Raw genomic sequence first — 20,031 nt, forward strand, 5'->3', positions numbered from 1 at the left:
CGCGTCAAGCGCTTCGGGACGGGAATGGATCAATCGGCCCGATCAGCGCTCGCGACGGGCTTGGCGGCGGCGCCCGGCGGGGTGGGATCAACCCCGACCAGCCCCGCCCCGATGGCGATGCGCGCCAGTTCGACGCGGTTCGACACGCCCAGTTTGTCGCCCAGGGAGACGCGGTGCCACTCGACCGTCTTGACGCTGCGCTCAAGGCGGCGGGCGATCTCGGCCGACGACAGGCCCAGCCCGATGAGCTTCAGAATCTCCATCTCGCGCGCGGTCAGCACGCCCAGCGCGCCGGGGTCATCCACGTGGGCTCGCACGGTGCCCGGGGAGGGCAGACGGCTCAGCGGATCGCTCGGGCCGGCCAGACGGCTCACCACCAGAACACTCGCGGGCGCGCCTGCCGATCCGGGGATCGGTCTGAACGTGCTTTGCTGCAGGCGTCCGGCGATCATCCCCTCGACAGTGACGGCTCGTCCCGCGGCCAAACTCTCCTGCGCGAGACTCATGCGGTCTCTAAAAACATCAGGCGGAACAAACTCCGCGAGCGGGTGCCCGACGCACGCCGCGCCATCCCGCAGCCCGAACATCTCGACCGCGCGCTCGTTCGCGAACTCAATAACTCCTTTGGAGTCAAGGATCAGCACCCCGGCGTCAGAGTCCGCGATGAGGGCTTCCCAGATCACCGTCGCGTCCACCGCCGTGGGCCGAGTTGTCATGAATGAACTCTTCATCAATGGGCTCTCCATCCCTTCATCAGAACGTTTCGAAACTGGAAGTGAAAGAGTATTCACTCACCAAGGATTATCCCAAATCGGATGTCCCAGTCAACTTGCCCTGATTTTCACGAGTGCTGCTAGCGCTTCGCTGTAGCCGGGCGGCTGGATTCGGGCCCACCTATGGAAGACACTGGAAATTTCCGCCCCGCTGGATGGTCGCCCGGGGCCGAGGAAGCGGACCAACGGGTGTTTCTCGGCGGCCCGCGGGCTCGGTTGGCCGAGGCATTCCGCGTCGTGCGGATCTCGGGAGAGTTTCTCCGCGGGTTCCGCGCGCTGCACTTTGTGGGCCCGTGCGTGACCGTCTTCGGATCGGCCCGGTTCAAGCCCGATAACCCCTACTGCATGATGGCGAGCGAGGTTGGGGCGCGGATCGCCGCGATCGGCCTGACGACGCTCACGGGCGGCGGGCCGGGGATCATGGAGGCGGCCAACCGCGGCGCGCGCGAGGCCGGGGGCCGGTCGCTGGGGTGCAACATCGAACTGCCGGAAGAGCAGGCGCCCAACCCGTACGTGGATCGGTTCATCACGTTCCGGTACTTCTTTGTCCGGAAAGTGATGCTGGTGAAGTACAGCGTGGCGTTCGTCGTGCTGCCGGGCGGATTCGGAACGCTGGACGAGCTGTTCGAGGCCGCGACGCTCGTGCAGACGAACAAGATCCTGTCGTTCCCCATCGTGCTGATGGGGCGGGACTACTGGGCCCCGCTGGTGGAGTTCATGAACACGCGGATGATCGAGGCGGGCACCATCAGCGCGCGGGATCTGGACCTGGTGCACGTGACGGACGACCCGGCGGAAGCGATCTCGTTTGTGCGGCACGGGATGGACCTGGACGTGGTGCGCCGGGCAAAGCTCGCCAAGCGGCGCTGGTGGTTGGGCGAGTAGCGCTACTCGGGCGGGCGCGCTGGGCCGGGCGCTTCGGGATCGAAGGGCGCGGGTTCGGGGGGCTCGCCGCCGCGCGGGGTGGGCGTGGCGGGGATGGCCTGCGGCAGCACGCGGGGCCTGTCGAGCGGGGTGACCTCGTACAGGACAAGGTTGTTGACCTCGCGCCGGAAGAGGCGCAGGCCCGAGTCGGGATCGACCGACAGTCGCCGGTCGCGCTCGGCCCGGTCCATCAGCACCAGCACGTTCTGCCCCTCGACGCGGGTGAAGAGCGAGAGCGTCTGCTGCGAGATCGGGGTGCCCTTGCCGAACTCGTCGGCGTACGACCAGCCGATCACCTCGACGCCGGGCGTCGCCTGCGGCACGACCACGGCCGACCCGAGGTAGAACGCGACGGCGTCGGCGAACTCCTGGTCGTTCTCGCACTTCCAGGCGGGCTTGAACCCGGCGGCCTGGTACTGGGCGTAGAGCGCATCGGGCTCGCGGAACGTGAGCCCGGAGGGCTGGTAGAGGAACAGCGCGATCGAGGCGATGACGATGGCCGCGGCCAGGCCGGAGAGCCAGCCGAGGCGCCGGGTGAGGCGGAAGGGCCCCGGGCCCGCCTCCGTCGCAGGGGCGGGGGTCGGGGCAGGGACAGGGGCGGTCGGATTGGCGGCGGCCGATTCGGGGTAGGCGTAGAGGCGGGAGATCGCCGCGTCGAGGGCGCGCTGCTGCGCGAGAGCGTCGCGGAGCACGGGCTCGGACTGCACCCGGCGTTCGAACGCGTCGCGCTCGGGCGGGGCGAGCAGCCCGTCGACGAACTGGTCGAGGAGCAGCTGGTCGGCGGGGGAGATGGGCGGGAGGCCGGTCATGGCGACCCCCCTTCTTCGGCGTTGGAGGCGAGCCGCTCGCGGAGCACGGCGCGAGCGCGATGAACGTGGCTCATGGCCGTGCCCTCCGGGAGGTCGAGGGCTTCGGCGATCTGGGCGAAGGAGAGCCCGTGCACGGTGCGGAGCACGAGGCAGGTTCGGGCGACATCGGAGAGCGTGGCAAGTGCGGCGTCTACCCGGCGGTCGAAGGGGGAGGCTCCGTCGGCGCGGCGGGCGGGGGCGCCGTCGAGGGCGTCGGGCCCCGAGGTGGGATGCCGGCGTCGGCGGCGCGTTTCGTTGAGGGCCACAAACCGGACGATCTGCCCGAACCACGCGGTGAAACTGGTTGCCGGGTCGAAGTCGCCCAGCTTGCCGAGCGCGATGGCGGCGGCGTCCTGGACCACGTCATCGGCCTGGCTCGAGTCGTGCAGAATGGCGGCGGCGATGGTCCACACGACGCGGCGGGACTCCTGGAGTCGGAGTGCGAACTCCTGCGGCGACAGGCGATCTGCCGGCCCGCCGGTGCCCATGTCTTCGGACATTCCAGGTTGGACCGATTCGTCGCTCACGGGTGCATGTCCGATTCCGACCCCGCCATGCGGCCAGGAGCGCCGAACGCGGCACAGAACTGGTTCCTTTCGAAGGACGCGATGGTACCACGCGCCGGCGTTGCATCCGCCCCGGGGGCGTGGCGGATGCGGGCCGCGCGCCCAATCGCGTGCGAATCTCCCCGGCCGAGCGTGCGGCGTGCAAGGACGCGGGTCTTTCCGGACATTCGAGATCGCCCGCCCGGGGGGACCGGAGGAGATTCCCCCGGGCGGCGGTGCGCTCTGCTGGCCACGGGGGGCCGTGGGGTTCGGCGCGCGCCGTACGCTTCTGACCTCCATGGACATCGTGAGTTTCTACACGGGTGAGGGGGCGTACAAGGACTTCGCGACGAAGCTGCGCGCGAGTTGCGAGCGGTTCGGGATCACGCCGCACGTCGACCAGCTGGAGTCCACCGGCGTGTGGGCGCGGAACAACTCGCGCAAGCCCGGATTCATGCAGCGCAAGCTGCTGGGGCTGAAGCGTCCGATCATCTGGTGCGACGCCGACTGCGAGGTGTGCCAGTTCCCGGCGCTGCTGGACGCGCCCAAGTTCGACTTCGCCGTGTACAACTGGGCGGCGGACCCGGACCCGGGGACGAACGGTCCGGACCAGTCGTGCAAGCGTCTGCAGGCGACGAGCGGGGTGGTGTTCTTCAACTACACGCCCCCGGCGCTGCAACTGATGTACGCGTGGGTGAAGGCGGCGGAGCAGGAGCCGACGATTCCCGACGACACGGTGCTCGACATGGTGTTCGAGCGCTGGCGGGGCGTGAAGATCCGGCACTACTGGCTGCCGCGCGAGTACAACCGGATGGACCTGCGGTGGCCCCACATCCCGCCGGTGATCAACCACGTCTATCGCGACGGGGCGATCTTTACGGGGGCGCAGACGCTGGAGCGGGATCCGTGGCTGGGGAGGCTGCCCGACCAGCCGCTGGTGGTGAAGCCCGACGACCCGACGAAGACCGACTGACGAGCGCGGGCGGGGGCGGGCGCGATCAGGCGTTGATGGGTTCGGCCTTCTCGGCGAGGATGACGAGCTTGTCGTCGGCCATCTTGATGAAGCCGCCGTCGATGCGGTACGAGGCGGTGCCGCCCTTGAACTTCTGGGTGTCGGCGAAGTCGAGACGGAGTTCGCCCTTGCCGAGGCGGGCGAGGATGGGCGCGCGTCCCGGGAGGAAGCCCATCTGGCCGTCCCAGGCGGGGACGTTGGCGTAGAAGACCTCGCCGCTGACGAGCGAGGCGGTGGGGGTGACGACGGTGCAGACGAAGGACTTCTTGGCCACGTGCTGACTCCGGCGGAGTGGTGATGGTACGCCGCGGCGGGCGTGGGGGCGATAGATTGTGGCGTGCCCCGGCTGAAACCGGCCCCGACAGTCTTGCTGCTTGGCGCGTTGCTGCTGGGAGCGGTGGCGCTGCGCCTGGCGATCGGGCGCGCGCCGGGCGGCGGGCTGACGTGGTCGTTCGAGTCGCTGGACCTGCGCGGGGCGCGGGTCGGCGCGGGCATGGTGGTGGGAGGGTGCCTGGGCCTGGCGGGCGTGTTCCTGCAGTCGCTGCTTCGGAACGTGCTCGCCTCGCCGGACATCCTGGGGCTGGCGTCGGGGTCCGGGCTGGGCGTGATGATCGCGGCGTACGTCGGGTACCTCGGCGGGCAGGGGCTGGCGTCGGCGGACGTCCTGGGCGTGTCGACGGCCGGTGCGGCGGTCGCGGGGGCCCTGGTAGCGCTGGCGTTGGTGTACGCCCTCAGCGTGCGCCGGGGCGTGCTGGATCCCATCACGCTGGTGCTCGTGGGCGTGGGCGTGAGCATCATGGCGAGCGCCGGCACGATGATCGTGCGCCATCTGCTGCCCGACCAGGGTGAGAGTGCCGCCCGGCTGCTGCTGGGATCGATCCGCGACGCGGGGTGGTGGGAGATCGGTGCGGCGGGCCTGGCGCTGGCGGGTGGGCTGGCGGTGGGGTGCGTCGGCGCACGCGCGATGGACGTGGCGAGCCTGTCGGAAGACGAGGCGCGGAGCGCGGGGGTGCGGCTGGGGCGGCTGCGGGGCGTGCTGTTCGTGGCGTCGGGCGTGCTGACGGCGGCGTCGGTGGTGCTGGCCGGGCCGGTGGGGTTCGTGGGGCTGGTGTGCCCGCACGTGGTGCGTCTGCTGGCGGGGCCGGGGCACCGGACGCTCGTGCCGGGGTCGGTGCTGGCGGGGGCGGCGCTGGTGGTGGGGTGCGACGTGCTGGTGCGCGCGGTGGATCTGGGGGCGGGGCACCTGCCCCTGGGCGCGCTCACGAGCCTGATCGGCGCGCCGGTGCTGATCGGCATGCTGCGGTCCGCGCGCCGGGGCACGTTCTAGCGGCGTCTCAGCCGGGCGTGCTCGGGCGGAGGCGCTCGAGGCGGCGCACGGCCTGGGCGATCGTGTCGGCACGCTTGCAGAACGCGAAGCGCACGAGCGAGCGGCCGGCGCCGGGCGTGAGGTAGAACCCCGAGGGCGGGATCGCGGCGACTCCGACCTCGCGCGTCAGGTGCTCGCAGAATGCGCGGTCGGAGGCGAAGCCCAGCGGGGTGTGGTCGGCCATCACGAAGTACGTGCCGTGCGACGGGAAGACGGTGAGCCCGCAGCGCGAGAGGGCGGCGGCGAGCGTGTCGCGGTTGGCGGTGAAGAGCTCGCGCACGCACGCGGCGTACTCGGGGGCGCCGTCGAGGGCGGCGACCGCGCCGTGCTGCAGCGGGGTGGGGGCGCAGAACGTGATGAACTGGTGGGCCGCCCGGATCGCGCGCGTGAGGGGCTCGGGGCCGATGGCCCAGCCGACCTTCCAGCCGGTGAGGCTGAATGTCTTGCCGAGGCTGGAGAGGGTGAGCGTGCGGTCCCACATGCCCGGGAGGGTGGCGAGGCTGACGTGCGGGAGGGCGGGGTCGAAGGTGAGGTGCTCGTACACCTCGTCGGTGATGACGATCACGTTGTGCTTGGCGGCGAGCGAGGCGATGCACGCGAGTTCGTCGCGCGTGTAGACCTTGCCGGTGGGGTTGTGGGGCGTGTTGACGATGATGGCGCGCGTGCGGGGCGAAAATGCGGCGGCGAGGTCGGCCTCGTCAAACCAGAACGCCGCCCCCGGGGCGCGGGGATCGCGGGGCGGGTGCAGCATCACGGGGCGGACGGTGGCGCCGGCCATGGCGGCGCCGGTGACGTAGAAGTCGAAGAAGGGCTCGAACAGGATGACCTCGTCGCCCGGGTTCAGCAGGCCCAGCATCGAGGCGACGATGCCCTCGGAGCACCCGCTCGTGACGGTGACGTGCTGCTCGGGGTCGATGGCGGGGCGCCCGTCGCGCTGCCACGCGCGGGCGATGGCGGCGTTCAGGGCGGGCAGCCCGGCCATCCGCGCGTACTGGGCGTGCCCGTCGCGGATGGCGTCGATGGCGGCGAGCTTGGCGATGTCCGGGCCGTCGAAGTCGGGGAAGCCCTGCGAGAGGTTGACGGCGTGGTGCGCCTGCGCGAGGGCGGTCATCTCGGCGAAGATGGAGTGGCCGAAGGGTCGGAATCGCTGCGCGACGTAGGACATGCGCGGAGGATAGCGGAGATTGCGTGCGGGCCCGTTGGCGAGCGAGGGTGTGCGAGCGCCACGCGCGAGCGAGGGTTCGGGTCTGTCAATCGCCGGCGCGCCCGCGGGAGCGTTCGATTACGCCGTCAGTTCCATGACCCGCCCGTCGGCGACGACGTACAGGCGGTCGTGGGGCGCGGGGCGGACGGGCGCCCCGGCGGTGAAGGCGCTGAAGGCAGGGAGGACGCCGACGGCACGCGAGAGGAGGAACGCCGGGAGGGAGGTCGCGAGGCGGGGCGGGCCGAGGCGCACCGCGGGGTGGATGTGCCCGCACCAGGCGTAGGGAGAGTGGTGCTCGCGCAGCGCCTGCGGATCGTGCGCGAAGGCGAACGGCGCCTCGTGCAGCACGTCGGGCGCGAGGCGCAGATGCCAGGCGTCGGCGACGCGGGCGAGCGCGCGGTCGTGGTTGCCGGGCACGAGCGTGACGTCGCCCGGGTACGAATCGCGCCACGCGCGGACGCGCTCGACCAGCCCCTGGGTGATTCCCAGCGGGGCGTGCAGCAGGTCGCCCAGCACGAGCACGCGCGAGGCGCCGGTGCGGACGACCGCGCGCGAGAGGCGGTCGAGCGATTCGTCGAGCACGACCCGCGGCACGCCGACGCCCAGGCGGCACATCGCCTCGCCCTTGCCCAGGTGCAGGTCCGCGACCAGCAGCGTCGTGCCCCAGAGGATCGCCCGCTCGGGCAGGAGCACGAGGCGCTGGCCCGCGATGGTGAGGCAGGCGTCGCGGGCCGCGCACGGCGCGAACGTGCCCGGCGCCAGCGCGTCGGGGGCGTCGGGCGGGGCGGTGGGCTGGGCGGGGAGGTCGAGCACGCGCGAGCGTAGGGCTACGGGCGGGACGCGGCCTCCTGCCATTCCCGGCGCATCGCCTCCACGCGCTGCGCGATGGTCTCGCTGGAGAGCAGCGCGCTCTGGCGCTCGATGAGCAGCGGGAACGAGAGGGGCGTCAAGCGCGCGGGGCGTGTGAGGCGCAGGGCCCCGGCGCTGAGGCGCGCGAGCGTGCGCGCGAGGCGCGAGCCCTCGAAGTGGCGCTCGAGCACCTCGCGGCGCGCCTGCTCGAGCAGCGGGTTGGCCGCGTCGTGCTCGCTGAGCACGTCGAAGAGCAGCCCGGCCGAGGCCATGGTCTGTCGCCCGGTCTTGCGCCGGCCCTGGTCGTTCTCCATCACGAGCCCGGAAACGCGGGCGATCTCGCGGAACTGGAGGCGTGCGAGCTGCCCGCTGTTCACGCTCTCGAGCGCGTCGGCGGCGAGGTGCTCTGGCGAGAAGAGGTCGGCGGCGAGGTGGTCCTCGAACGGGAAGGCCTTGGGCGCGAGGATCTCCAGGCCGTAGTCGTTCGTCGACGTGACGAGCGTCGCGGTGCGACGGCGCGTGAGGCGCAGGGCGATGAGGGCGGCGAGCCCGGTGTGGACGAGGCGTCCCTCGAAGGGGAACAGGTACAGGTGGCGCCCTTCGCGCGTGTCGTGGATCTCGGCGAGCGTTTCGTCGGCGTCGGGCAACGCGCTCAGGCGGCGCTGGGTCTCGATGAGCGGGCGGGCGGCGTCCATCTCGGGCGTGGCGAACTCGCCCCGCCCGCCGGCCTGGAGCGCCTCGCGGATGGCCTGCGCGAGCGATTCGGAGATGGGCAGGCGCGTGCCGCCCCAGATGGGCGTGAGCGACGTGGAGCCGCGGGCGGCGCGGACGTACGCGATCATGTCGCGCAGGAAGGCGAACTGGAGGACCTTGCCGGCGTAGACGAAGCGTTCGCCCTCGCGGAGGTTGCCGACGAAGTGCTCCTCGATGCGTCCGAGCGATCGCCCGCCGACGTAGCGGATCTCGATGGTGGAGTCTGACACGATGGTGCCGACGTTCATGCGGTGGCGCTGGGCGATACGCCGGTCGCGGACGCGGTACGACCCGTCGGGCTCGCGCACGACGCGGGTGAAGTCCGGGTAGGCGTGCAGCACCCCGCCGTTGGTGACGAGCGTGAGGGCGTGGTCGAAGTCGCGCCGGTCGAGCGCGCGGTACGACCAGGCGGTGCGGACCTCGGCGTAGAGGTCGTCGGCCTGGAACCCGCCCCCGAGCGCGCAGGTGACGAGGTGCTGCGCGAGCACGTCGATCGGGCGCTCGTGCGGGCTGCGGGGTTCGAGGTCGCCCGCGTGCAGCGCGGCCCGAGCCGCGGCGATCTCGACGAGCTCCATCGCGTGCGTGGGGACGCAGGTGATGCGGCAGGGGGCCATGGGGCGGTGTGCGGCGCGGCCCGCGCGCTGCGCGACGCGCGCGATGCCCTTGGGCGAGCCGATCTGCAGCACGCGCTCGACGGGCGCGAAGTCCACGCCCAGGTCGAGCGAGCTGGTCGCGACGACGATGCGGATGGTGCCGTCCTTGAGGCCCGCTTCCACGCGCTCGCGTTCGTCGCGATCGAGCGAGCCGTGGTGCAGCGCGAGCACGCCCTCCCACGCCGGGCGGCTCCAGGCGAGCGCGTGGAACCAGCGCTCCGCCTGCGAGCGCGTGTTCGTGAACACGATCGTCGGCGTCGCGGGGTCGAGCGTCGCGAGCACGTCCGGGAGCATGGTGAGGCCCAGGTGCCCGGCCCACGGCAGGTGGCGCGGGTCGCTGGGCAGCACGCTGTCGACGTGGATGGGGCGCGACATCCCGCCCCGGACGAGCGCGCCCGCGCGGGGGCTGGCGTCGGCTTGGGCGCCGAGCAGCGTCGCGAGCGCGTCGTCGACGTTGGGGATCGTGGCGGACATGCCCCACACGCGCAGCGCCGGGGCGAATGTGCGCAAGCGCGCGAGCGCGAGCTCGACCTGCGTGCCGCGCTTGGTGGCGAGCAGGTCGTGCCACTCGTCAACGATGACGGCGTGCAGGCCCGCGAAGAGCGCCCGCGGCTCGTCGGAGGCGAGCAGCAGCGTGAGCGATTCGGGCGTGGTGACGAGCACCTCGGGCAGCGCGACGCGCTGGCGGGCACGCGCGGCGGTGGTGGTGTCGCCGGTGCGCCCCTCGACGCGCCAGGGCAGGCCCAGCGCCTCGACCGGCGCGCGCAGGGCCAGCTCGATGTCGCGCGCCACCGCGCGCAGGGGCGTGAGGTACAGCACGCGCAGGCTGCCCGGGCGCACCTCGCCCGGCGCGGGGGCGGGGCGAGGCGCGCCAGCGTCGTCGAGCAGGTGCGCGAGCGCGCCGCCGAAGGCGGCGTAGGTCTTGCCGGCGCCGGTGGGGACCTCGATGAGCCCGCTGCGTCCCGTGGCGTGCGCGTCCCAGGCGGCACGCTGGAATGGCCAGGGAGTCCACCCGCGCGAGGCGAACCAGCGTTCGAGGGCCGCGCGCCCGGGCTCGCCGGGCCGCCACGCGAGCGCGGGGTCTGCGTCGGGGCGGCGTGCAGCGCGGGGCGAGCGTGCGCGTCGGGGGCGGGAGGGCTCAGCCAAAGAGCGTCTCCTCGCGGGGGGCGGGCGGGAGCAGCGCGAGCAGGCTCTCGATGGTGGCGGCGTCGTGCGGGCGCTTGTCGGGGCGCTGGCGGAGCATGCGGGGAAAGCGGAAGGCGATGCCCCCGCGATGGCGGGGCGAGCGCGCGATCCCCTCGAACGCGATCTCGAACACGCGGGTCGGCTCGACACGCCGTGCGGGACCGAACGATTCCAGCGTGTGCGCGCGCAGCCAGCGGTCGAGTTCGGCGATCTCGGCGTCGGTGAGGCCCGAGTACGCCTTCGCGACGGGCACGAGCACGCCGCGATCCCACACGCCGAAGGTGTAGTCGGTGAGCAGCCCGGCGCGCCGGCCGTGCCCGGGCTCGGCGTAGAGCAGCACGGCGTCGAACGTGCGGGGGGCGATCTTCCACTTCCACCAGTCGCCCCGCACGCGGCCCGCGCTGTAGCGCGACGAGCGGCGCTTGAGCACCAGCCCCTCGACCCCGCGCTCGCGCGAGGCGGCGCGGAGCGTGCGGGCGTCGTCCCAGGTCGCGGGCGAGACGACCTCCGACAGCAGCAGGCGCGGGTGGGCGGCTCGGGCCACGACCTGCTCCAGCAGGGCGCGCCGGTCGGAGAGCGGGCGCTCGCGCAGGTCGTCGGTCCCCACGCGGAGCACGTCGAACGCGAGGAACGCGGCGGGGGCGTCGCGCAGCACGCCCCGCGAGAGCGCCCGCCGCCCGATGCGCCGCTGCAGCACGCTGAAGGGCAGCGGGCGTCCGTCGCGCCACGCGACGATCTCGCCGTCGAGGGTGACGCTCGCGGGCAGGCGTGCGGCGGCGTCGGCGATCTCGGGGAACCGCTCGGTGAGGAGTTCGTCGCCCCGCGACCAGAGCGAGAGTTCGCCCGCGCTGCGGAGCAGTTGTGCGCGGATGCCGTCCCACTTCCATTCGAGCAGCCAGTCGGAGATCGGCCCGAGCGCGTCGGGTGCGCCGGGGTGCTCCTCGACGGGCGAGGCGAGGAAGAACGGGGCGGGGCGGGGCGTGCGGTCGGGCGCGTCGGCGGGCGCGAGCAGGTGCGCCATGGCGTCGGGCCCGGGCGACCACGCGCCGGCGAGTCGCTGCGCGATCAGTTCTTCGTCGAGCGACGCGTGGCGCGCCAGCGCGCGGACGACCATGCCCTTGGCGACGCCCGCCCGCATCGCGCCCGTCAGCAGCTTCATCAGCAGGAACCGCTCGGTCCGCGGCAGTTCGCCCAGGTAGCGCAGCACGTGCGCGCGCTGCTCGGCGGGGTCGAGCAGCGCGAGCGGCTCGAGGCGCTCGCGGATCCAGCGGTGCACCGGGAGCGACGCGTCGCCACCACCCCCGCGCGCCAGGCCCGACGCGTCGATGACGAGCGCGACGGCCTCGGCGAGGTCGCCGGTCGCGACGTAGCACTCGCGGAAGAGCCAGTCGGGCAGGCCCGCCGCGTCGCGCACCCAGCGCGCGATCGTGCGGGGCGTCACGGTGCGCGCGATCGTCCGCCCGAGCAGCGCGTGCAGGATCCACGAGGCTTCCTCGTCGGCCCCTTCGGCGAGCATCGCGCCGATGGCGTCGGCCTTCTCGCCCGAGGACGTGGTCGCGTCCAGGGCCTCGAACAGGCGGGCGAAGCGGTTCACGCGTCGTCCTCGCCGGCGGGGGCGGGCGGGCCCTGGAGGGGCGAGGCGTCGACGCCCTGCTCGCGCAGGAACCGGGCGAGCGTGGCGCCCGAGCCGTGCGTCGTGAGGACGCGCGTGGCGCCGGTCTCGCGCACGGTGCGGAGCAGATCGGGCCAGTCGGCGTGGTCGGAGATGACAAAGCCCGCGTCGAACCCGCGCCGACGACGGACGCCCCGCACGAGCATCCACCCAGACGCGAACGCGGTGCGGACCCCCGCGCCGAAGCGACGCACCCACGGGGTGCCGACGGCCGACGGCGGTGCGACGATGAGCGCCCCGGCGAACGATCCGCGGGCGCGGCGTGCGCGGGGGCGGTCGTCGTCGAGCACGGGGGCCGTGTCGATCATCGCCACCCCCGCGTCGCGGTACACGCGGGTCAGGGGCTCCATGAGCCCGTGCAGCAGCACGCGGGGCGGCCCGGCGTCTTCGCCCGCGGGCAGCGACCCCGGCGCCAGGCGCGCGAGTTCTGCGAGCAGGCGCTGCGCCTTGCCCAGGGCATAGGTGCAGACGATGCTCGCCTGGCCCCGGGCGGCGTTGTCGCGCCACCACGCGGCGAGCGCGGCGACGACGCGCTCGGTGGGGTCCCACGCGTAGATCGGCAGCGCGAAGGTGGATTCGGTGATGAACACGTCGCAGTGCACGACCTCGAATGGCGTGCATGTCGGGTCGGGCTGGCGCTTGTAGTCGCCGGAGGCGACCCAGACGCTGCCCCCGACCTCGACGCGGACCTGCGCCGAACCCCGCAAGTGCCCGGCCGGGTGGAACGAGACGCGCGCCCCGCCGAGATGAAACGGGGCGGCGTAGTCGACGCCGACGATGCGTGCATCCGGCGGCATGCGCCGGGCGAGCAGGGTGCGTCCCTCCTCGGCGCAGTAGTACAGCGCGCTGCCGGGCCGGGCGTGGTCGGCGTGGGCGTGCGTGACGACGGCGACGGGCACGGGGACGGCGGGGTCGATGTGGAACCCCCCCGCGGGGCACCACAGCCCGCGTTCCGTCATCTGCAGCACGTCCGCGTTGGTCACGGGCGATTATTCCCCCGCGTCGCCCCGCATCCGGGCGTCCGACGACGACGAACCCGGAGGGCAAGAGGTCGTCATCGCCATGCGCACACTCGTCTGGTTCCGCAGCGATCTACGGGTCGAGGACAACACCGCGCTGTGGCACGCCGCCCGGGTGCGGGGCGGGGTGGTCGGCGTGTTCGTGGTCTCGCCCGGGGAGTGGCGGTCGCACGAGTACGCGCCGGTAAAGGTGGGTTTCATCCTGCGAACGCTGCGGGAACTGTCGGCGTCGCTGGCGGCGCTGCAGATCCCGCTGCTGGTCGCGCACGCCCCGACGCCGGCGGACATCCCGGGCGTGCTGCTGGAGGTGGCGGCGGGCCGCGGGTGCGGCGCGCTGGCGTTCAACCGCGAGTATGAACTCAACGAGCGCCGGCGCGACGAGCGCGTGCGCGAGGCGTTCGCGGCGCGTGGCCTGCGCGTGGACGCGTACGACGACCAGGTGTTCGCGCCCCCGGGCGAGGTGCGCACCGGCGACGACCGGTACTTCAGCGTGTTCACGCCGTTCAAGAAGGCGCTGTACGCGCGGATGCAGCGCATCGGCCTGCCGGAAGTGCGGGGCACGCCCGCCCGCCAGCCCGAGATGCCCTGCCCGTCGCACGACGTGCCCGAGCGGATCGCGGGGTTTGAGTCCACGGTCGATCCGGCGCTGTGGCCGGCGGGCGAGTCGCACGCGCGGGCGCGCCTGGCGCACTTCGCGGCGGAATCGATCCGCCCGTACAAGGACCGGCGCGACTATCCGGGCGAAGACGGCACGAGCATCCTGTCGCCGTATCTCGCGGTCGGCGCCATCTCGTCGCGCCAGTGCCTGGCGGCGGCCATCGACGCGAACCGCGGCGCGCGCAGCCCGCTGGACAGCGGGCTGGCCGGCCCGGTGCACTGGATCAGCGAGCTGGTGTGGCGGGAGTTCTACATCCACATCATGGTCGGCTTCCCGCGCGTGTGCATGCACCGCGCGTTCCAGCCGGCGACCGAGCGGATCCGCTGGGCGGACAACCCCGCGCACCTGCACGCGTGGCAGCGCGGGCGCACGGGCGTGCCGATCGTCGACGCCGGCATGCGCCAACTGCTGACGACCGGCTGGATGCACAACCGGGTGCGCATGATCGCGGCGATGTTCTTCACGAAGAACCTGTTCCTGGACTGGCGCCTGGGCGAATCGTGGTTCATGCGTCACCTGATCGACGGATTCCTGGCGAGCAACAACGGCGGGTGGCAGTGGAGCGCGAGCACGGGGACCGACGCCGCCCCGTACTTCCGGATCTTCAACCCGGTCAGCCAGAGCCGCAAGTTCGACCCCGACGGCGCGTACATCCGGCGGTACGTGCCCGAACTGGCGGGGCTGGACGCGAAGAGCATCCACGAGCCGTGGACGATCCCCGGGCTGCTGCGCGCGGGCGTGGAGTATCCCGACCCGCTGGTGGATCTCGGCGCGTCGCGGGAGCGGGCCATCGAGGCGTTCCGGGAGATCAAGGGAACGCCGGCCTTGCGGGAAGCGCAGGGAGCACGGGAAGCGACGGACGCGGCGTGACGCCTGGTCGGCGCCGGCCCGTCAGCGGGTCAGCGGGCGGGCGCGACGGGCGGCGGGAGCGCGATGCCGAGTTCCTCGGCCGCCTTCCATGACTCGGGCGTCCACGGCGCACGTCGGGTGATCTCGACCAGCCCGCCGCGCCGTGCGGGCTCCTGCGGCCCGGGCAGGGCGGCCCAGCGCTCGCGGGCGGCCTGTTGCTCGGCGCGCACCGCCTGGGCGTTCGGCTCGTCGACCCATGTCATCGCCTCGAGGAACCGCTCGGAGGTGGGCATGGTGTGCGACATGTCGGGGTAGTCGAAGACGCGGACGGGGAGCTTGTCGCGCTCCATGACGATCGCCGTGCCGACGATCGGCGCGTGGTTGAAGTCGGCCCCGCCGGTGATCACGCCGATGCGATGCGTCCGCAGCAACGCGAGGCGCGCCCGGTCGCGCGGGAGCTGGTAGTCGCCCTTCCAGACCTTTCCCGGCCCGGCGGGCACGTCGATGTACGAGGCGAGGGCGACGATCGGCAGCGCGCCGGTGAACTCGTCGGGGAAGCACGCCCACAGGTGCGTGCTGATCTTCCCTCCGCCCGACAGGCCCGACACGTACACCCGCCGGGCGTCCACGAGGTGGCGCGCCCGCGCGGTCGCGAGCGCATCGAGCGCCAGTTGAAAGCGATCGGCCGTCGGACGGTCGTTGCCCGTGGCCGCGGCCCCGATCAGCACAAACCCCAGCCGGTCGCAGGCGTCGAACAGCGATTCGTCGAGCGCCGCCCGCGGGCGCGCGTCGATCCACACGATCACGCCCACGGGCGTGCGCGGGTCGTATGTTGCGGGCGCGCGGTACAGGAACGGCTCGGGGGCCCGCCGCACGGCCCCGGCGATCGAGGTCGGCCGCCCGTTCAGGAATCGCTCGCCGAGCGAGCGCTTGTCCATCGTGTCGAGCGCGCGCGTGTGCTGTCCGGCCAGCGCGCCCGCGACGCCCGGGCGCACCGGGTGGGCGGGCGGGCGGCGCGGGTCGAATCGCGCCCACGTGCGTGCGAGATCCAGGACTTTGTCGCGGTCGAGTTCGGTGCCCTTGCCGGCGCCCTGCTCGCGGGCAACGAGGCGCCCGTCGGAGAGGTGGTGCAGTTCGATGATCTTCCCGCCGCGATCGCCCGAGGCGTGCGCGAACCACGTGGGGGGCGGCGCGTCGAGAGGAACCTCGGCCGCCCGCGCGCCGGCGCCCGCGCCGGCCCCGCGCAGACGCCGAATCTCATCGGGCGCGAGCTCCGAAACCACTCCGCGGAGCAGGTCGAGCATCGGCGAGCGTGCGTCGTCGAGGGTCGGGGCTTCGGCGGAGAAAGTGATGACGACCTGCGTCGGGGCCTTGCCGCCGACATCGAACACGTTGGCCGCTATCGCGGTGTGCGCGAGCAAGCAGGCGATCAGCACGCCGAGCGTGCCGAGCGGGTGGTCGGGGGGACGAGTGTTCGGCAGCACCCGGGGTACCACGTTGCGCACGCGCATACGACAGCGTACCGACCCGAGCCGCGAACCGTTCCCGAACCCGGGGGGTGGGGGTCGAGTACCGATGGGTACGGTTGTGGGAGGATCATGATGAGCGCGACGCGTCCGTCCACGCTTGGGGCCTTGAAGTCCGCCGGGTATCGCTCGCGCCCGGTGAAGGCCGAGGTCCGCGAGAACCTGACGCGGGCGTTGCGCGCGGGCGAGCCGCTGTTCCCGGGCATTGTCGGGTACGACGAGACGGTGATCCCCGAGGTGGTGAACGCGGTGCTCGCGGGGCACGACATGCTGTTCCTGGGCGAGAAGGGGCAGGGCAAGAGCCGCCTGATGCGTCGTCTGGCCGATTTTCTCGACCCGGAGGTGCCGTACCTCGACGTGCCGGGCAGCCCGGTGCACGAGGACCCGTTCCGCCCGATCACGCGGGCGGGGCGCGAGATGGTCGAGATGCAGGGCGACGCCTCGCCGATCGCGTGGTGGCCCCGGGCGAAGCGGTACGCCGAGCGTCTGGCGCCGGGCACGAAGTTCGCCGACCTGATCGGCGAGATCGACCCGGCGAAGATGCTCTCGGGCACGAGCATGAGCGCGGAGGAGGCGCTGCACTTCGGGCTCGTGCCGCGCATGCACCGGGGCATCTTCGCGATGAACGAGCTGCCGGACCTGGACGACCTGGTGCAGACCGGGCTGTTCAACATCCTCGAAGAGCGCGACGTGCAGATCCGCGGGTACCCGATCTCGTTCGATCTCGACGTGCTGGTGCTCTTCAGCGCGAACCCGACGACGTACAACCGCTCGGGCAAGGTGATCCCGCAGCTCAAGGACCGCATCGGCGCGACGATCCAGACGCACTACCCGCGCACGCGCGACCTGGGCATCGAGATCATGGAGCGCGAGGCGCTCGCGGGCGACGAGTTCGCCCTCGACGGCGAGTACCCGCTGCTGGTCCCGCGCTTCATGAAGGAGATCTGCGAGCAGATCTCGGTCGTGGCGCGTGCGAGCAAGTACATCGACCATCAGTCCGGCGTCAGCGCCCGCCTCTCGATCGCGAACTACCGCACCATGCTCGCGAACGCGCGGCGTCGGGGGATCATGCTGGGAGAAAAGCCCAGCGTCCCGCGGATCAGCGACCTGGCGCATTTCACGTCGTCGAGCCTGGGCAAGGTCGAGCTCGACCTGATGGGCAGCCACCAAATGACCGAGTCGCAGGCGCTCGAGGCGATCTGCGCGCAGGCGATCCGCGACGTGTTCCAGGAGTATGTGACAGACTACGGGCTGGACGAGATCGGGGGCGTGTTCGCGAAGGGCGTGAAGATCGAGGTGGGGGACCTGCTCGAGAGCCGCGCGTACGAGGCGGTCGTGAAGCGCGTGCCCGCGGTGTGGGAGAAGGCGTTCGAGGTGAACGCGGCGGGCGACCCGGGCGTGCGGGCGTCGTGCGTGGAGTTCGTGCTCGCGGGGTTGTACGCGAGCGACAAGATCAGCCGCGCGACGCGCCACGGACGCGTGCGGTACGAGACGTGAGCGCCCGCCCCGCGCGGCATCGGGCGCGACAGGGCGCCGCGTAGGGCGCCGCGAGAGGGTTGAGAAAAGGAAGGACGCGCAGGCCCATGGACACGCCCGGCACGCCCCGCCCCGCCACGCCCCCCGGAGCGCTCGGCGGCATCGTGCACTCGTACCAGCGCTACGACCCGACGAGCTTCCCGTCGCCGACGCAGCCGCCGCCCGACATGGCGTCTGCGGCGTTCGAACACCTGCTGACGTACGGCTCGCTGCGCCACCTGACGGACGAGGAACTCGCGAACGCCGTGCGCCTGGACCCGTCGATGATCCCGACGCTGGGCCCGAGCCTGGAGTCGATCCGCGCGATGCTGGAAGAGCGCAAGCGCAAGATCCTGGCGCGGTACGACCCCGCGCCGGCGCGCGACGAGGCGCGCGCCGGCGCGCGCGACGCCTCGGAGGGCGCCGACCCGCCCGCGAAGTTCCGCGACGCGTTCCGGCGCGCGGTGCGCGAGGAGCAGCTCGGCGATCTGGAGCGCCTGTGGTACGCGCAGAAGGACGAACGCTCGCCCTTCGCGCTCGACCTGCTGCGCACGATGGAGCGTCTGGCGGAGGTCTACCAGATCGAGGAGATGATCGCGAAGCACGCGTTCACGGGGCGCGAGGCGCTCGACGTGCCCGGCGCGCTGCGCGTGAAGGAGGAACTCGACGCGATCGACACGCTGCTGGAGCAGATCCGCCAGGCCGAGAAGAACGCGCAGGTAGGGATCATCGACGCCGAGGACCTCGCGGAGTTCCTCGACCCCGGGCAGATGGAGCAGTTCAACCAGCTCGCGGAGATGGTGCGCGACGCGATCCGCGAGCGGGCGCGGGCGCAGGGGCTGGAGTTCACGCGCGAGGGGTACCAGCTGACGCCCCGCGCGTACTCGATCTTCCAGAAGAAGCTGCTGCGCGAGATCTTCGCGGATCTCCAGGCCGCCCGCAGCGGGCGCCACGGCGCGGTCGCCCAGGGCGAGGGCGTGGTGGAGCTGGAGCGGACGCGCGCGTACGAGTTCGGCGATCCGGTGTCGGCGCTGGACGTGCCCCGCACGATCGCCAACGCCGCCGCACGCCATCGCCCGGGGCGGGCGTTCCGCCCGAACCTCGACGATGTCGAGATCCACATCACGCGCAACTCGCCCAAGTGCGCGACGGCGGTGCTGCTGGATATGTCGGGCTCGATGCGCTATGCCGGGCAGTACGTGAACGCCAAGCGCATGGCGCTGGCGCTCGACGGGCTGATCCGCACGGAATACCCGGGTGACTTTCTCGCGTTCTTCGAGATGTACAGCATCGCGAAGCGGCGTCCGGTCGCCGAACTGCCGACGCTGATGCCCAAGCCCGTCTCGATCGGCGCGCCGGTCGTGCGTCTCAAGGCCGACCTCTCGGACCCGGGCACGAGCGAACGCTCGCTCCCCCAGCACTTCACGAACATCCAGCACGCGCTTCGCCTTGCGCGCCAGACCCTGGCGGTGCAGGACACGCCCAACCGGCAGATCGTGCTCATCACCGACGGGCTGCCCACCGCGCACTTCGAGGACTCGATCCTGTACCTCCTGTACCCGCCGGACCCGCGCACCGAGCAGGCGACGATGCGCGAGGCGGCCCAGTGCGCCCGCGAGGGGATCACCATCAACATCTTCCTGCTGCCGAGCTGGAGCCAGGATTCAGACGACGTGCAGTTCGCGCACCGGCTGGTGGAATCGACCTCGGGGCGGGTCTTCTTCACCGGCGGCACAGACCTCGATCGGTTCGTGCTGTGGGACTACGTGGCGCGGCGGCGGCGGATCATCGGCTAGCCGGACCGGGGCGGCGCTCTCACCGAACGGAAACCTATCTTCGGGCGTTCTCGGAGCGCGGGCGGGTGTTCGTAACCCTTGGGACGGACGCGGAGTAGCCGTAACAGGCAGCAAAAACAGCACTTTGGCGCGCCATTTTGGTCGCCACGAGCGATTCTTGTTGCACGTTGTCATCGGGTGGGATCCACCGGCGGAGCGGCCGGAGAGGAGAACTTTCGATGAAGTGCGTCATTCTTGCAGGAGCGGTGTGCGGCCTCGCCGGGACGGCGATGGCGGGCATGGTCGGCCCCAGCCTTTACAGCAGCGTGGCGAGCAGCCCGCTGACGCAGATCGGGCCCCAGGTCTACGTGGAGAACTTCGAGGACGGCCAGCTGAACACCCCGGGTGTCACGGCGTCGACCGGTCAGGTGCTGACCGGGTCGTTCTGGGTTGATTCGGTGGACGGCGACGACGGCTTCGTCGACGGCACCTGCGCGGGCGGGCACTCCTGGTTCGTCGCGAACGGCGCGACCGGCGTGTCGTTCACGTTCTCGCCGATCTTCGGCGGGGCGCTGCCCAACTGGGCCGGCATCGTCTGGACCGACGGGCACAACCCCATCTTTTTCGAGGCGTTCGATGCGAACGGCGTCTCGCTGGGTGTGGTCGAGGGCGCCCACGCCGATGAGCTCTTCACCGGCTCGACCGAGGAAGACCACTTCTACGGCGCGTACTACGAGTCCGGGATCTCCCGGATCACGATCCGCGGGACGATGGGCGGCCTGGAACTGGACCACCTCCAGTACGGGTTCCAGCCGGTGCCCACCCCGGGTGCCCTGGCGCTGCTCGGCCTCGCCGGCACGCTTGTGCGCATCCGTCGGCGCTGATATACTCTGGTTGTCGGATAA

General features: G+C 72.1%; 17 protein-coding genes. 7 read left to right on the forward strand and 10 right to left on the reverse strand.

The window, feature by feature from the left end; genetic code table 11:
* Positions 1 to 29: 29 nt before the first annotated feature.
* On the reverse strand, positions 30 to 716 hold the full coding sequence (locus SFY69_12285) for a LuxR C-terminal-related transcriptional regulator (GenBank protein MDX2132819.1): 687 nt from the start codon (positions 714 to 716) through the stop codon (positions 30 to 32).
* A 294-nt stretch (positions 717 to 1,010) separates the two neighbouring features.
* Between SFY69_12285 and SFY69_12290 the strand changes: the two genes are divergently transcribed.
* The gene (locus SFY69_12290) at positions 1,011 to 1,658 is read left to right on the forward strand and encodes a TIGR00730 family Rossman fold protein (GenBank protein ID MDX2132820.1); all 648 of its coding nucleotides are present in this window, start codon (positions 1,011 to 1,013) and stop codon (positions 1,656 to 1,658) included.
* Between the two features lie 2 nt (positions 1,659 to 1,660).
* On the opposite strand, the gene SFY69_12295 is transcribed toward SFY69_12290, so the two are convergent.
* Positions 1,661 to 2,506, reverse strand: coding sequence for a hypothetical protein (locus SFY69_12295; GenBank protein MDX2132821.1), 846 nt, complete (start codon positions 2,504 to 2,506; stop codon positions 1,661 to 1,663).
* The gene (locus SFY69_12300) at positions 2,503 to 3,072 is read right to left on the reverse strand and encodes an RNA polymerase sigma factor (GenBank protein ID MDX2132822.1); all 570 of its coding nucleotides are present in this window, start codon (positions 3,070 to 3,072) and stop codon (positions 2,503 to 2,505) included. Before SFY69_12300 ends, SFY69_12295 begins: the two co-directional genes overlap by 4 nt.
* Before the next feature lie 316 nt (positions 3,073 to 3,388).
* Between SFY69_12300 and SFY69_12305 the strand changes: the two genes are divergently transcribed.
* Positions 3,389 to 4,063 carry a hypothetical protein gene (locus SFY69_12305; GenBank protein MDX2132823.1) on the forward strand — a complete coding sequence of 225 codons (675 nt, stop codon included), beginning with the start codon at positions 3,389 to 3,391 and terminating at the stop codon, positions 4,061 to 4,063.
* A gap of 25 nt (positions 4,064 to 4,088) precedes the next feature.
* Here the strand turns inward: SFY69_12305 and SFY69_12310 are convergent, their stop codons facing one another.
* Positions 4,089 to 4,376 (reverse strand): F0F1 ATP synthase subunit epsilon, encoded by a 288-nt coding sequence (locus tag SFY69_12310; GenBank protein ID MDX2132824.1) that lies wholly within the window; start codon positions 4,374 to 4,376, stop codon positions 4,089 to 4,091.
* A 63-nt stretch (positions 4,377 to 4,439) separates the two neighbouring features.
* Between SFY69_12310 and SFY69_12315 the strand changes: the two genes are divergently transcribed.
* Positions 4,440 to 5,429, forward strand: coding sequence for an iron ABC transporter permease (locus SFY69_12315; GenBank protein ID MDX2132825.1), 990 nt, complete (start codon positions 4,440 to 4,442; stop codon positions 5,427 to 5,429).
* Positions 5,430 to 5,436: 7 nt separating this feature from the next.
* Here the strand turns inward: SFY69_12315 and SFY69_12320 are convergent, their stop codons facing one another.
* The 5 genes from SFY69_12320 to SFY69_12340 all read right to left on the reverse strand — a co-directional run bounded on the left by SFY69_12320 (position 5,437) and on the right by SFY69_12340 (position 12,743).
* A complete protein-coding gene (locus SFY69_12320) occupies positions 5,437 to 6,633 on the reverse strand; it encodes an aminotransferase class I/II-fold pyridoxal phosphate-dependent enzyme (GenBank protein MDX2132826.1) in 1,197 nt (398 codons plus the stop codon).
* 117 nt (positions 6,634 to 6,750) lie between these two features.
* Complete coding sequence (gene pdeM / locus SFY69_12325; GenBank protein ID MDX2132827.1) at positions 6,751 to 7,485, reverse strand: ligase-associated DNA damage response endonuclease PdeM; 735 nt, start codon at positions 7,483 to 7,485, stop codon at positions 6,751 to 6,753.
* Between the two features lie 14 nt (positions 7,486 to 7,499).
* Positions 7,500 to 10,073, reverse strand: a complete 2,574-nt coding sequence (locus tag SFY69_12330) for a ligase-associated DNA damage response DEXH box helicase (GenBank protein ID MDX2132828.1) — start codon at positions 10,071 to 10,073, stop codon at positions 7,500 to 7,502.
* Positions 10,066 to 11,706: an ATP-dependent DNA ligase gene (locus tag SFY69_12335; GenBank protein MDX2132829.1), complete on the reverse strand. Its 1,641-nt coding sequence runs from the start codon at positions 11,704 to 11,706 to the stop codon at positions 10,066 to 10,068. Before SFY69_12335 ends, SFY69_12330 begins: the two co-directional genes overlap by 8 nt.
* Positions 11,703 to 12,743 (reverse strand): ligase-associated DNA damage response exonuclease, encoded by a 1,041-nt coding sequence (locus tag SFY69_12340; protein MDX2132830.1) that lies wholly within the window; start codon positions 12,741 to 12,743, stop codon positions 11,703 to 11,705. The genes SFY69_12335 and SFY69_12340 overlap by 4 nt, the downstream gene beginning before the upstream one ends.
* A gap of 103 nt (positions 12,744 to 12,846) precedes the next feature.
* On the opposite strand from SFY69_12340, the gene SFY69_12345 reads away from it, so the two are divergent.
* Complete coding sequence (locus SFY69_12345; protein MDX2132831.1) at positions 12,847 to 14,331, forward strand: deoxyribodipyrimidine photo-lyase; 1,485 nt, start codon at positions 12,847 to 12,849, stop codon at positions 14,329 to 14,331.
* Positions 14,332 to 14,360: 29 nt separating this feature from the next.
* Here the strand turns inward: SFY69_12345 and SFY69_12350 are convergent, their stop codons facing one another.
* The gene (locus SFY69_12350) at positions 14,361 to 15,821 is read right to left on the reverse strand and encodes a hypothetical protein (GenBank protein ID MDX2132832.1); all 1,461 of its coding nucleotides are present in this window, start codon (positions 15,819 to 15,821) and stop codon (positions 14,361 to 14,363) included.
* Between the two features lie 90 nt (positions 15,822 to 15,911).
* On the opposite strand from SFY69_12350, the gene SFY69_12355 reads away from it, so the two are divergent.
* The 3 genes from SFY69_12355 (at position 15,912) to SFY69_12365 (ending at position 20,010) form a co-directional block, all read left to right on the forward strand.
* On the forward strand, positions 15,912 to 17,333 hold the full coding sequence (locus tag SFY69_12355; GenBank protein ID MDX2132833.1) for a magnesium chelatase: 1,422 nt from the start codon (positions 15,912 to 15,914) through the stop codon (positions 17,331 to 17,333).
* An 86-nt stretch (positions 17,334 to 17,419) separates the two neighbouring features.
* Entirely contained in the window at positions 17,420 to 19,147 is a 1,728-nt protein-coding gene (locus SFY69_12360) for a hypothetical protein (GenBank protein MDX2132834.1), read from the forward strand.
* Between the two features lie 218 nt (positions 19,148 to 19,365).
* Entirely contained in the window at positions 19,366 to 20,010 is a 645-nt protein-coding gene (locus tag SFY69_12365; protein ID MDX2132835.1) for a hypothetical protein, read from the forward strand.
* Positions 20,011 to 20,031: the final 21 nt, after the last annotated feature.

The sequence above is a fragment of the Planctomycetota bacterium genome (genome assembly GCA_033763975.1).
Taxonomy (GTDB): domain Bacteria; phylum Planctomycetota; class Phycisphaerae; order Phycisphaerales; family UBA1924; genus RI-211.